The sequence below is a fragment of the Bacillus cereus group sp. MYBK79-1 genome (assembly GCF_051915365.1).
Classification (GTDB): domain Bacteria; phylum Bacillota; class Bacilli; order Bacillales; family Bacillaceae_G; genus Bacillus_A.
This window is the reverse complement of record NZ_JBQAEO010000001.1, coordinates 449,629-463,605: the sequence shown is the minus strand read 5'-3', so window position 1 is coordinate 463,605 and position 13,977 is coordinate 449,629. Positions and strand designations below refer to the sequence as shown.

Genomic DNA, 13,977 nt, shown 5'->3' with positions numbered 1-13,977 from the left:
GGGAATGCCATTGCTAAAAGTTATGTTACCGATTGTTCTTATTTTATTTGTTGTCGTTTCAATGTATATTACTTATGAAAAAAGAAAAAAAGCAGGGATAAAAGGATTGAAGAGTGCGTTAACTTCAATTTGTTTCTTTACACTAGCAATCTTAAATTTATTTGCATATTGGTTTAACTTTGGCGGGATTTTTATTTGGTTCATTTCAATTGTTTTATTGCTAGTTGGAGCATATTTTACGAAATATATTCCAATATCTAAAAAGGTACATTGACATTTATATGAGTTTGAATATTTTGTTTTGAAAAGAGATTATTCTACTAAGTCGTTGTGAAACGGGTTCAAAGGATAATCTCTTTTGTTCGTTTAGCTTTATAAAGAACGTACTGTTCTTTTTAGTTGCTCAATAAATTCTCGAGTTGCAGCACACATATATTTATCTTTTCTGTAAATAAGTCCTATTTCTATTGTGGGAGTAGGATTTTCTATTTTAATAGCTTGAATGTTTTTATTTTGTAAAAAGTCTATATACGGTTTTGGTAACACTGTAATTCCCATTCCTTTTGAAACCATTTGGATTAAAGAATCCATCGTACTAATTTCTAAAATTGGTTTTGGTGTAAAGTTGAATTTTTGACAATGAGATGTAATTAGTTCGGTTAAAAAGAAATTTTTAGGTAATAGAATTAAAGGGTAGTTCTGTAATTCAGCAATAGATACATGATTACGTTCATCTAATCGATGACCGATCGGTACGACTAATGTAAGTTCACTGTTGTATAGAGGGATAGAAATAATCTCCTTATCTTGCACCGGGAGAAATGTAATGCCAATGTCTAGTTCATTTTGTAATAATTTTTTACGAATATCTCCAGTGCGAAGCCCTAATACAGAAAGTTCTATATTGGGATATAAATGATTAAAATTTAAAATTGTTGATGGTAGTAAATAATTTACGACGGTTAGCAAAGATCCAATTGTTAAGGTACCTTGCTGTAATCCGTTTAAATCTTGAATAGCAGAGCGAGCTTGTTCAACTTCATGAAAAATGTTTTTACTATGTAATAATAAAATCCTTCCTGCGTCAGTTAAAGATATCTTTTTACCAATGCGATCGAAAAGCGGCATTCCTATTTCATGTTCTAATGCACGTATCTGCTGACTTAGAGAAGGCTGTGAAATATTTAATTTCTCAGCTGCTTTTGTGAAATGTAATTCTTTTGAAACAGCTAAAAAATATTCAAGTTGTCGTAATTCGATTGGGATCACCTCAAGTTTAATGATAGGTTATACCTATCATTATTATATAAATAATTGGATTGAACAATGATTTTTCGGGTTTTATAATCATCTGTATATAACAGAGGTAGTTGTGAAAATAAATTGAGAGAGAAATTCATGTAACACCTTTAAAGGAGGAAAAAGAATGGCTGATGAATATCAATTATTATCTTTAAATATAGGGTTACCAAAAGAGGTTATATACGGCGAAAAGGTAATTCATACAGGCATAAATAAGAAACAAGTAAAGGAAGCGGTGTTTTTATCCTTTGTAAAATTTAATGGAGATGGGCAAGCGGACTTAGTTCATCATGGCGGAGTAGATAAAGCAGTTTGTGTGTATTCGGGAGAACATTATAGATACTGGGAAAAAGAGTTGAGTCAAGATCTTGTATATGGAGCATTCGGAGAAAATATAACAATTAGTGCTATGTGTGAAGAGGATGTTTGTATTGGTGATACATTTCAAATTGGAGAAGCAATTGTACAAATAACACAGCCAAGACAACCTTGTTTTAAATTAGCTAAGAAATACAATATTCCAAAGTTACCACTATATTTTCAAGAAACAGGATATACAGGATTTTATTTTCGTGTATTAAAAGAAGGGTGGGTATCACCTGTTGATACGTTAAAGTTACTAAAATCTGATCCGAAAGGTGTTACAGTAGCATTTGCTAACCGTATCATGCATAAGGAAAAACAAAATATGGAAGGGTTAAAAAGGATCTTAGAAGTACATGCACTTTCTACTAGTTGGAGAAATACATTTGAAAAGCGAATGAGAGGAGAAAAAATTAGTACAAAGGAGAGATTAGAAGGTAAGGAATAATAAAAAATATTATTTATAAATGGTGCATTTCTATTAGTAAAAACGACTTAGAAAGCACTATTTTTATATAATAAACTCATTAATATTCAAGAATCCTAATATTATTTTATTCGACTTATTTTCGAATAGTCGAAACATAAAATAAATTAGACTTTTTTTTTTTATTTTATGATAGTATATTGATTGGTAAGACCTATTACTTTAAGAGCAGGTTCTACAACTATATCTAATTTGATGGAATTAACGTATGGAGGGACAACATGGGGAATGTTGAAAATTTTGAAAAACTTCTTTTAGAAGAACCGGAAAGAGAGCAGTTATTTCCTTTATTTGAAGAAGTGTTTGAGATTACAATTCAAACATTGAATGATTTTTCAGAGAGAGGTTATTGGGATGATACATACAAAGCTTTATCATTTTTACATGACGATAAAGCAATAGCAAATGTTGCGGCATTTTCGCTACCATTGTTAGTAAATGGTGAAAGAATAAATGCAGCGGGAATTCAATCGGTCATGACACACCCTAATTTTCGTAGACAAGGACTCATGACACAATTAATGAGTAAAATGCTAGAAGAAATCGATAAGAAATGTGAATGTATTTTATTGTTTACGGAAATACCTGAACTATATGCATCATTTGGGTTTAAAGTTGTGCAGGAGTATTTGATGACTATTCCATATGATAAAAAGAATAATAATGATTCCTTACTTAGAAAATTAGATTATTATAACGAAGAGAATAGGCAGTTAATACAAGAAACTATCGATAGTAGCCAAAGGCTTTCAAATAAATTTTCAACATCTAACTTCCAATCTTCATTTTATTTAAATATGTATGATGCGAAATGGAATGAGAAACTGTATTATTCAGAGAAACTAGATGCTCTAATTGTGTATGAAGTAAATAATGAGAAGTTGAAATTATTTGGAGTGTTTGCGCCAGTACTTCCAGTTTTAGATGAAATTTGCGGGGGAATTTCTGAAAGGTTTACAGAAATCGAATTTTACTTCTCTCCAGATCAATTAGGGATTGAGGATGTACAATTTACAGAAGTACAATCAAGTAAGTATTTAATGGTTCGAAGTAATAAAGAGTTAGATTTTAAAGGATTTAAATTCCCAGTGTTAACGGAATTTTAAATGTTTATATAGATATTTTTGAGGGGGATACACGTATAAACACTATTAAAATAGGTTTATACATATGAAGTCGACTTGAAAAAATGAATTTGAGATTGAATTTTGCAATCTAACAAATATAGATAAAAACCGTATTCTTTCTATTTGAGAATACGTTTTTTCTATTTGCGTAATATAAAGCACATTTATTGACCGGAAAGTCATTCATGCGTATCATTTAATAATGTTAAATATTAATTTGCATAATATAATAGAAGTAATGAAAAAATCAAAAATTATATGGCTTAAGTAAGGAGGGTATGAATTATTAAATGGTAATTTTATAGGAAAAAGGAGATTATGTATGAAATCATTTCGCAAATTATTACAGTATTTAAAACCATACATGTTCTTCGCTATTATTGGACCGCTATTTATGGTACTTGAGGTTGCGATGGACTTAATTCAGCCGACTATTATGCAACATATTATTGATGTTGGGATAGCAAATCGGGATATGAATTACGTAATAAAAATGGGGCTTCTTATGATAGGAGCAGCAGCACTCGGTTTAGTTGGAGGACTTGGGTGTATGATGTATTCTACAAAAGCAGCTGTTAATTTCGCTACAGACATACGAAAAGATGTATTTGCGAAAATAGAAACATTTTCTAGTGAAAACCGTGATTCATTTGGAACTGGGAAATTATTAACGATTGTGACAAATGATATTACTTCTATTCAATCGGCGATGACGATGACATTACGTGTTCTTGTTCGTGGTCCTTTGTTATTTATAGGAAGTATAATAATTGTTTTTGTAACAGCGCGCGAGTTATTTCCTATATTGCTCGTAGTCGTTCCAATTTTATTACTTGCGATTATATTCATTGCAAGTAGAGCAAGCGGGACGTTCAAAAAAGTGCAAGAAGCATTAGATAAAGTGAATACAAAGTTACAAGAAAATTTATCTGGTGTACGTGTTATAAAAGCGTATGTAAGACAAAAATATGAAATTAATCAGTTTGGAAATGTTAATACAAATTTAACGAAGATAAATATTCGAGCGGTGCAGCTTATTTCCTTAATGATGCCAATCATTATGTTAGTTGTGAACGGAGGTATTGTCGCAACATTGTGGATTGGTGGAGAAAAAGTATTTAATGGATCTCTTCAAGTAGGAGCAATATTAGCGTTTATAAACTATTTGAATATTATTTTAATGTCACTTATGTCTATAAGTATGGTATTTATGCAAATCGCACGAGCATTTCCGTCTGCGGATCGTGTACAACAAGTTTTAAATACTGAAGTTGATATAATGAGCGAAACAAATGCATTTGTACCTAAGCAAATTGAGGGACAGATTGACTTTAAAAATGTTAGTTATAGTTACACGAAAAATAATGAATATGTTTTAAAAGATATTTCATTTAGTATAAGTAAAGGTGAAAAAGTTGGGATTATCGGTTCTACAGGAAGTGGTAAATCTACTTTAGCAAAACTGTTACCGCGTTTATACGATGTTGATCAAGGTGAAATATGCATTGATGGAATAAATGTTAAGGCATATGATTTACAAAAACTTCGTGCTTCAATAGGTTTTGTACCTCAAAAGGCATTGTTGTTTTCGGGTAGTATAGAAGAGAACCTACGTTATGGTAAAGAAGATGCAACAAGTGATGAACTGGAAGTAGCGGCTTCATCAGCTTGTGCGACTGAGTTTATCAGCAAGCTGGAAGATTCTTATCAATATCATTTAACACAAGGTGCGACAAATTTATCAGGTGGACAAAAACAACGGGTATCCATTGCAAGGGCGCTTGTAAGAAAGCCATCCATTCTTATATTAGATGATTCTACATCAGCAGTTGATGCGAAATCAGAATCTAACATTCAATCGGCATTAAGAACAGAATATAAAGGAACAACAACATTATTAATTGCCTCTAAAATCTCATCTATAATAGATGCTGATAAAATTCTCGTTTTAGATAACGGTGAATTAGTTGGTGATGGTACACATGAAGAATTGTTAGAACAATGTGAGGTATATCAAGAAATTTATCTTTCCCAAGGTGGTAACTTATATAAAGAAGGTGGGAAAGAACATGCGTGATTTTCAAGGGCAATTTGCTAATAAAGGTGGGCGTAACGCGCCTAAAATGGGTGAATCTAGAAATACTAAAGGAACTGTATTGCGAGTATGGAACTATATGGGGTATCAAAAGGCTGCTCTTACGTTCGTTATATTTTTAGTATTTGTTACGACGTTACTTGGGTTATTAGGTCCTTATTTAATGGGAGTAATTATAGATCAATATATTGTACCGAAAGATTTAAGTGGTACTGCAAGAATGTGCATGTTACTTATCACAATTTACGGTATTACAGTGTTTTTAACATGGTTACAAACATTTGTTATGATTAATGTTGCATTAAAAACAATACAAAAAATACGACAAGATATTTTTGAGAAAATCCAAATGCTTTCTTTACGGTTCTTTGATGTACGTTCTCAAGGGGATTTAATGAGCCGTGTTACAAATGATATAGATAATTTGAATCAAGCGTTGACGCAAAGTGTTGTACAAATTATTTCATCAGCATTAACCTTTATAGGTGTAACGATTGCGATGTTCGCATTAGATTGGATTTTAGCGATTGTTACTTTAATTACAGTACCTATTATGTTTTTCGTTACAAAAAAACTAGTTGCTTATAGCGGTAAAAACTTTGCAAAGCGTCAAAAAGATTTAGGAGAATTGAATGGTTTTATTGAGGAAGCTATAACAGGAGCGGATGTTACAACGTTATACGGGAAAGAAAAAGAAACCGTACAAAATTTCAATAAAATTAATGAACAACTAAGAATTTCAGCTACGAAGGCGGATACATTTTCAGCTTTTATTTTTCCAAGTATGAACTTTATAAATAACTTAGGTATGGGGCTTGTCATTGGGACTGGTTCAGTTATGGTTTTAAACGGAATGACAACAGTAGGTGTCATTGCGGCTTTTATTAATTATTCTCGCCAATTCTCAAGACCACTCAGTCAATTCGCAACTTTAATGAATACGATTCAAGCGGCAGTTGCTGGTGGAGAACGTGTCTTTGAAATTATGGATGAAGTACCAGAAATTCAAAATAAAAAAGATGCATCATGCATTGTACAAAATTTACAAGGGCATGTTGCACTTGAGAATGTTTCATTTGGTTATGAGGAAAATAAAACGATTTTAAAAGAAGTGAGTCTTAAGGCACAGCCAGGGGAGACAATTGCTTTAGTTGGTCCAACTGGATCGGGCAAAACAACAATTATTAATTTGCTAACGCGTTTTTACGATATACAGCAAGGCCAAATTCATATCGATGGAAAAAATATAAAAGATTATGATATTAATTCGTTGCGAAGTAAAATAGGGGTAGTTTTACAAGATACGTATTTATTTGCTGGGACGATTATGGATAATATTCGTTACGGTCGATTAGATGCAAGTGATGAAGAAGTAATCAATGCAGCTAAGGCAGCATCTGCACATTCTTTTATTAAGCATTTACCGAATCAATATGAAACAAAAATTGCTTCAGAAGGATCGAATTTAAGTCAAGGACAAAAACAACTTCTTGCGATTGCACGAGCAATTTTAGCAGATGCAGATATATTAATTCTCGACGAAGCAACTTCAAATATTGATACGAGAACAGAATTGCAAATTCAAGAAGGATTAAACAATTTGATGAGAAATCGAACAAGTTTCGTAATCGCTCATCGATTGAAAACGATTGAAAAAGCAGATCAAATCCTTGTTATAAAAGATGGAAGCATTTTAGAAAAAGGAAATCATGAATCTCTTATGGAAGATAGAGGATTTTACTTTGACCTGTATACGAGTCAGTTTAAAATTTAATAAAAATATTGATGTGATGCGGTTTCTCTAGGAAGGAGAAGCCGCATTTTTTATATTTGTAAAGATAATTAGAAATATAGGATTGGAATGTTTTAGATACATAAATTGTTAGCGAAAACTAGCAACTTCAGTGACAGATGGAAGGAATAATTTACGTGGTATTGTAATAATCTCAAGAGCAATCTGGGCTGAATAGAGAAGTATTGGAGTTAACTCTAAAGTGTGAGTTAATAATAATATAAAGCTGGTTAGGATTGCAAAGCTTCCCAAAAAAGAAACTTTTTGAAGTGTTACGGAAATCTTTTATTAAGAAAAAGAAAGAAAAAAATGCTGTAACAATGAGAATCAAAAATTTATACTTATCAGCCATTAAACCCCTCCTGAAAAACAGAAATATATATTATGATAAATAGATTTAGAAATGAATATTATGCAAAAAATGATACCACAACTTAAAACATTAGTTGTGGAATTTATGTTGGAATTCGTTTTTTAGAAGATAGTTAATTTAGAAATGATAGGTTAAAAAAATAGATTAGTGCCCTATTTATTATTTGCTAGAGCTGTACTGGATATTTGACCGGACAATAAGACGAGCTTTGAATATAGTAATAAAAAAGGGGATGTTGAATAATGACCAGGTATAGTTTGCATGGAGGTCACAACAGTATTGTACAGGGGGCGAATTATGGGAATCGGAAAGAACACATTTTGGATCGCCAAGTTAAGGATGCAGTTGTTGCTAAATTAAGAGCATTGGGGCATACAGTTTATGACGATACTGATGAAGTAGGGACAACGCAAGCACAAAATTTAAATAATATTGTTTCAAAAACAAATTCGCACGATGTAGACTTAGTAGTTTCGTTTCACTTAAACTCATATGATACGAAAGCTAATGGTGTTGAAGTTCTGTACTATGACCAACAAGCTTTATCAGCAAAAATAGCAGCGCAACTTTCAAAAGATATTGGCTGGACAAATCGTGGTGCTAAGGAACGAAAAGATCTATATGTGTTAGCGAATACGAAAGCACCTGCAATTTTAATTGAACTTGGATTTATCGATAATGAAACAGATATGGCAAAATGGAATCCAGATAAGATTGCTAATTCCATTGTGTATGCATTAACGGGGCAATCTGGTGGGACAACTCCGCCATCTAAACAAAATATCATTCAATCAGGAGCGTTTTCACCATATGAAACGCCTGATGTAATGGGAGCATTAACGTCCTTAAAAATGACAGCTAATTTCATCTTACAATCTGATGGTCTAACATATTTTATCTCTGAACCAACTTCAGATGCGCAACTTAAAGGAATGACGGACTACCTCGATCGTAAAGGCTGGTGGTATGAAGTTAAGTAAAGGTTCTAATTTAATAGAACAGAATATAAAAAAATAGGCTATAAAAAGAGGATTACTTATTATCGGTAATCCTCTTTTTATTATTTTATCTCGTAAGAATAAGATTAGATGTAGGAGACTCCCGCTTTAAAAATTAATAAGTAATACATGTAAGTGGGAGATGCATCGGAAATTTCAAGTGTATTTACAAAATATACTTTTAAAAAGAAAAGAAATTTAGAAGTTGAATTTAATTGATTACAATTGAAATAGCACTAAAAACTAATAAAACAGCCATAATGATGTTAAATAATTGAGTATGTTTTAATAAAAGTTTTTGAAACATGGAACCAAATAAGCTCCAACTAAATGTACTCATTAAACCAACTACACCTAGAAATAATGAGAAAAGTAGAAAACTTGAATATGAATTATAGTAAGGAAGAATAAAAGTTGATACTACAGTAAGTCCGAAAAGTATTCCTTTAGGGTTAACAAACTGAAGAAAGATCCCCACTGTAAATAAATTTTTATTATATTGTCCATTGGGATCTGTACTAGTTTTACTAGTGAGTATTTTAAAAGCTAAATATAGCATATAAGCTACACCTAATATTTTTAAAGGGAATTCGATTATGGGTAGGATATTAATTAGTACAACATTAAAGAAACTACATAAGGAAGTGAGAATGAAAAAACCGAAAGCTACTCCAAAGCAAAATTGCATACTCCTTTTTAAACCATGTTGGTTGGCGTATGTCATAGCTAAAAAATTGTTAGGCCCAGGTGTGAAACTACTTATAAAAACAAATAATAAAAAAGAAAATATAGGCATTTCAAAACCCCCTAATTATTTAGTGTGTGTTATAATGACCGAAAAGAACAATATAACGTGTACTTTTTATTATACATAATGGTCGTTATATTGTATATGGTTTAGGAGTGTTTCTTATGGAGGAAATTCAACTTATTTTAGCAAAAAATTTAAAAACAATACGTGAAAAAGAGAAAATGAGTTTAGAAAAGGTCTCTCAATTAACAGGTGTGAGTAAAACGATGATTGGACAAATTGAAAGAGGAGAGTCAAGCCCAACATTAACAACGATTTGGAAAATTGCGAATGGTTTGAAAGTGTCATTTACTTCTTTAATTAATAATCCACAACCGGATACGAAAGTTGTTTTACGAAATGATGTTCAAGTATTATCAGAAGACAATGGGAGATATAAAGTGTATCCTTCTTTTCCTTTTCAAGATGATAGGAACTTTGAAATCTATACGGTTGAAATTGAAACAGAAGGAAAATTAATTTCGGAAGGCCATAAAGAAGGGAGTAAAGAATTTATAACGGTATTTGAAGGGGAATTGACAATTGAAATAAATGATTGCCAATATAATTTAAATAGCGGGGATGCAATTTGCTTTAAGGCGGATAGGCCGCACTCTTATAATAATTCCGGAAGAACGTTAACTCGGTTAAGTATGACTATTTATTATCCAGCTGTATAAACTTGTTATTGCATCAAGAATATAAAGAAAAGTGCGTTGATAAACCATCTATAAAAGATGGTTTTATTTTTTGAAATTCATAAAAAAAAGACACTCGTTTGAGTGTCAACATAGTATTGCTCTCGCGTATAGGATTGGAGTGTGTTTATCGAATACGTATTGAGATGGTCCGCATTTGATAAACTGTCTTCTTATTCAATGTAACATTGGCAGTGAGAAGTGTAAATTGATAATGTTTATACGGAAAATTTAGTATAGATAATTTCTACTATGAATATAGTGTAATGTATTTATTATATCGTATTAACGAGCAGTAAAATTCCTACATTAAAATTCAGGTGCAGCAAAGAAGTTAGGTGGGAATCGAGCTTCACGTAAATGCTCGATTGGTTTAACTAATAATAAATGGGGATGGACAAAACTCCTACTGATTAAACTTTCGCTTTTTTTCTTAAGTATTTAAGATGGTGTCTTATAAAAAAATGAATCATTTTTTAAACGATTCGTATAATTGTTAGAGAGACATTTGGTGAAGTGGAATTATTATATTAATTTGAAGTTGATATTGTGGAATAAAAAGTAGAGCTGGGAAATGAAGGTTTTTGTAGTAGTTATAATAACGGTAAAATGTTTAATAGAATTATTATTTGGAATGAAAAAGAAAATAGCTGATAAGTTATTTTTTAATAAATAGATTTATAATGATTTGAATGAATAAAAAATATGTGGAATGAGGTATTAAATTGAACCGCAATGACAAATTATCGTTGAATAAAGGTATGATAAGATCTGAAAATATTGGACCTACCTTTCCAGTTCTTCCGCCAATTTATATTCCAACGGGAGCAACAGGAGCAACGGGAATAACAGGTCCAACGGGAGCAACAGGAGCAACGGGAATAACAGGTTCAACGGGAGTAACAGGAGCAACGGGAGTAACAGGAGCAACAGGAGCAACAGGAGCAACGGGAGCAACAGGAGTAACAGGAGCAACGGGAATAACAGGTTCAACGGGAGTAACAGGTTCAACGGGAGCAACGGGAATAACAGGCTTAACAGGAGTAACAGGCTTAACCGGAGCAACAGGCTTAACAGGAGCAACAGGCTTAACAGGAGCAACAGGCTTAACAGGAGCAACAGGCTTAACAGGAGCAACGGGAGCAACAGGAGTAACAGGAGCAACAGGAGTAACAGGAGCAACAGGCTTAACAGGAGCAACAGGCTTAACAGGAGCAACCGGAGTAACAGGAGCAACGGGAGCAACAGGGGCAACAGGCTTAACCGGGGCAACCGGAGTAACCGGAGCAACCGGAGTAACAGGAGCAACCGGAGCAACAGGGGCAACAGGGGCAACAGGCTTAACGGGACCGACTGGAGTTATTGGTCCCATAACAACAACTAATTTATTATTTTACACTTTTGCAGATGGAGAGAGGCTTATATATACAGATTCAGATGGGATAGCTCTATATGGAACAACTCACATACTATCTCCTGATGAGGTTTCATATATTAATTTGTTTATCAATGGAATACTTCAGCCACAACCATTTTATCAGATTAGTCCTGGTCAGCTAACTTTATTGGATGATCAACCACCATCGCAAGGTTCATCAATTATTTTGCAATTTATTATAATTAATTAAAAAAGACAGATTCTTAAATTAATAAAAAGAATCTGTCTTTTTGTTCTACATTAAAATAATTAACATTAAGTGACGATAAATTCGATTGTGATTGGAATTCCGCCGTCTAATGCATCTCCGCCAGGAATTGTAATAGCACCAGTTGGTCCAGTAGTAACACTGGAGTTCACACTAGGTTGAAGAATGCCGTTTACATATAAGTTGTAATACGTAAAAGTGGGAAAAGCAGTTGCAGTAGTACCGGCATCATTTAAACAAGCCGTTGCAGCAATTGCAAAAGCTGCACCTGTTCCTGTTCCAGCACCTAGTGTAGATGTAAATCTTCTAGAGGCCATAAATGGTTGGATGATTGGCAATTCATTCTCACTCCCTAAATTGTTTTTTGGAACGAAGTATACAATAACTTGTCCACTATATTGTATGAGAGTTTTTGATAATAGAAACGGCTTTATGATAATAGAAGGAACACAATTTAAGTAAAGGTATTATTGTTATTTATTTGAAAAGGTGGTGTTATTACTTGTTAGTTATTGGTTATATGCTAATGCTTAGTTTTAATGTTTAAATTAAAATGTGCTTTTGGACCTAAGAGATAAACGTGGAAAAATAAAATAAACTCTTAAGTTTAGGTGTTTAATCTAAGCAGTCAATTATTAAAAACATATAATTAATATGTGAGTCATGAACATAATTAAATAACGTTTTAAAGTTTAATTATAATTCATGTTTCCTATTTTAAGTGAATGAAACCTATGCATGATTTTATAGTTCTTATAATAGGAAAATACTCAACTATAAGACAAGTAAGGAGGAAATAAATGTCACAAAATAATTGTTTTGGTCACAATAACTGCAATCCGATAGTTTTTACACCAGATTGTTGTAATAATCCGCAAACAGTACCAATTACTAGTGAACAATTAGGTAGATTAATCACTTTACTAAACTCTTTAATTTCGGCTGTTGCAGCGTTTTTTGCAAATCCAAGTGATGCAAACAGATTAGCTTTACTCAATTTGTTTACTCAACTATTAAATTTACTAAATGAATTAGCACCTTCTCCAGAAGGGAATTATTTAAAACAATTAATTCAAAGTATTATCAATGTACTACAATCTCCTAATCCAGATTTAAATCAATTACTTTCCTTATTACAACAATTCTACAGTGCTCTTGCACCATTCTTCTATACTTTAAAAATTGATCCGGCAAGTTTACAACTTTTATTAAACTTATTAGTCCAACTAATTGGTGCTACTCCAGGAGGCGGGGCAACAGGTCCAACAGGCCCAACAGGTCCAGGAGGCGGGGCAACAGGTCCAACAGGCCCAACAGGTCCAGGAGGCGGAGCAACAGGCCCAACAGGTCCAACAGGAGACACAGGTCTAGCAGGAGCGACAGGAGCGACAGGAGCGACAGGAGCAACAGGTCCAACAGGAGATACAGGAGCAGCAGGCCCAACAGGTCCAACAGGAGACACAGGTCTAGCAGGGGCAACAGGTCCAACAGGAGATACAGGAGCAGCAGGGGCAACAGGTCCAACAGGAGACACAGGTCTAGCAGGAGCAACAGGTCCAACAGGGGATACAGGAGCAGCAGGGGCAACAGGTCCAACAGGCCCGACGGGAGCAACAGGTCCAACGGGAGCAACAGGTCTAACAGGAGCAACAGGATCAACTGGTGCAACTGGTGGCGGAGCTATTATTCCGTTTGCTTCGGGTACAACACCAGCTGCGTTAGTTAATGCATTAATAGCTAATACAGGAACCCTTCTTGGATTTGGATTTAGTCAGCCTGGCGCAGCATTAACAGGTGGAACTGATATCACATTATCTTTAGGAGTAGGCGATTATGCATTTGTAGCACCACGTGCAGGAACTATTACGTCATTAGCAGGTTTCTTTAGTGCAACAGCTGCATTGGCTCCATTAGCACCTGTTCAAGTTCAGATGCAAATATTAATTGCACCTGCAGCAAGTAATACGTTTACAGTTCAAGGAGCACCTCTATTATTAACACCAGCATTTGCTACAATAGCTATTTTTGATACAGCATCAGGCATCGTACCTGAAGCTATACCAGTAGCTGCTGGAGATAAAATACTACTGTATGTTTCGTTAACAGCGGCAAGTCCAATAGCTGCAGTAGCTGGATTTGTAAGTGCAGGTATTAATATCGTCTAACTTGTTACAATATTTGTTTGAAATTTGAACTGACATTTGTATATAGCCCTTACTAATTTTATTAGGGAGGGCTATATTTTTGCGGGAATTGGTTGATAAATCAATTGGAAAGTTACTATTTTTTAAGTTGGTAAAATATGA

General features: G+C 33.5%; 12 protein-coding genes and 1 pseudogene. 9 read left to right on the top strand and 4 right to left on the bottom strand.

The window, feature by feature from the left end:
* Positions 1-10 precede the first annotated feature (10 nt).
* The gene (locus ACTFOB_RS02395) at positions 11-274 is read left to right on the top strand and encodes a hypothetical protein (RefSeq protein WP_212958668.1); all 264 of its coding nucleotides are present in this window, start codon (positions 11-13) and stop codon (positions 272-274) included.
* Between the two features lie 98 nt (positions 275-372).
* On the opposite strand, the gene ACTFOB_RS02390 is transcribed toward ACTFOB_RS02395, so the two are convergent.
* The gene (locus ACTFOB_RS02390; RefSeq protein ID WP_440024299.1) at positions 373-1,269 is read right to left on the bottom strand and encodes a LysR family transcriptional regulator; all 897 of its coding nucleotides are present in this window, start codon (positions 1,267-1,269) and stop codon (positions 373-375) included.
* Between the two features lie 157 nt (positions 1,270-1,426).
* Here ACTFOB_RS02390 and ACTFOB_RS02385 point away from each other — a divergent pair, with 157 nt between their 5' ends.
* From ACTFOB_RS02385 to ACTFOB_RS02370, 4 genes are all read left to right on the top strand, one after another.
* Positions 1,427-2,113 (top strand): MOSC domain-containing protein, encoded by a 687-nt coding sequence (locus tag ACTFOB_RS02385; RefSeq protein ID WP_440024297.1) that lies wholly within the window; start codon positions 1,427-1,429, stop codon positions 2,111-2,113.
* Between the two features lie 260 nt (positions 2,114-2,373).
* Complete coding sequence (locus ACTFOB_RS02380) at positions 2,374-3,258, top strand: GNAT family N-acetyltransferase (RefSeq protein ID WP_440024296.1); 885 nt, start codon at positions 2,374-2,376, stop codon at positions 3,256-3,258.
* A gap of 343 nt (positions 3,259-3,601) precedes the next feature.
* Positions 3,602-5,356, top strand: coding sequence for an ABC transporter ATP-binding protein (locus ACTFOB_RS02375; RefSeq protein ID WP_440024294.1), 1,755 nt, complete (start codon positions 3,602-3,604; stop codon positions 5,354-5,356).
* On the top strand, positions 5,349-7,148 hold the full coding sequence (locus ACTFOB_RS02370) for an ABC transporter ATP-binding protein (protein ID WP_440024292.1): 1,800 nt from the start codon (positions 5,349-5,351) through the stop codon (positions 7,146-7,148). The genes ACTFOB_RS02375 and ACTFOB_RS02370 overlap by 8 nt, the downstream gene beginning before the upstream one ends.
* A gap of 108 nt (positions 7,149-7,256) precedes the next feature.
* On the opposite strand, the pseudogene ACTFOB_RS02365 reads toward ACTFOB_RS02370, so the two are convergent.
* Positions 7,257-7,518 (bottom strand): annotated as a pseudogene (locus ACTFOB_RS02365) (hypothetical protein).
* A gap of 263 nt (positions 7,519-7,781) precedes the next feature.
* On the opposite strand from ACTFOB_RS02365, the gene ACTFOB_RS02360 reads away from it, so the two are divergent.
* The gene (locus ACTFOB_RS02360; RefSeq protein WP_440024290.1) at positions 7,782-8,519 is read left to right on the top strand and encodes an N-acetylmuramoyl-L-alanine amidase; all 738 of its coding nucleotides are present in this window, start codon (positions 7,782-7,784) and stop codon (positions 8,517-8,519) included.
* Positions 8,520-8,748: 229 nt separating this feature from the next.
* Here the strand turns inward: ACTFOB_RS02360 and ACTFOB_RS02355 are convergent, their stop codons facing one another.
* Positions 8,749-9,333, bottom strand: a complete 585-nt coding sequence (locus ACTFOB_RS02355) for a LysE family transporter (protein ID WP_440024289.1) — start codon at positions 9,331-9,333, stop codon at positions 8,749-8,751.
* Between the two features lie 116 nt (positions 9,334-9,449).
* Here ACTFOB_RS02355 and ACTFOB_RS02350 point away from each other — a divergent pair, with 116 nt between their 5' ends.
* On the top strand, positions 9,450-10,007 hold the full coding sequence (locus tag ACTFOB_RS02350) for a helix-turn-helix domain-containing protein (protein ID WP_440024287.1): 558 nt from the start codon (positions 9,450-9,452) through the stop codon (positions 10,005-10,007).
* 743 nt (positions 10,008-10,750) lie between these two features.
* On the top strand, positions 10,751-11,653 hold the full coding sequence (locus ACTFOB_RS02345; protein WP_440024285.1) for a DUF4183 domain-containing protein: 903 nt from the start codon (positions 10,751-10,753) through the stop codon (positions 11,651-11,653).
* 65 nt (positions 11,654-11,718) lie between these two features.
* On the opposite strand, the gene ACTFOB_RS02340 is transcribed toward ACTFOB_RS02345, so the two are convergent.
* Positions 11,719-12,009 (bottom strand): DUF4183 domain-containing protein, encoded by a 291-nt coding sequence (locus ACTFOB_RS02340; protein WP_001121647.1) that lies wholly within the window; start codon positions 12,007-12,009, stop codon positions 11,719-11,721.
* Positions 12,010-12,471: 462 nt separating this feature from the next.
* Here ACTFOB_RS02340 and ACTFOB_RS02335 point away from each other — a divergent pair, with 462 nt between their 5' ends.
* Positions 12,472-13,836 (top strand): exosporium glycoprotein BclB-related protein, encoded by a 1,365-nt coding sequence (locus ACTFOB_RS02335; RefSeq protein WP_440024283.1) that lies wholly within the window; start codon positions 12,472-12,474, stop codon positions 13,834-13,836.
* Positions 13,837-13,977 lie beyond the last annotated feature (141 nt).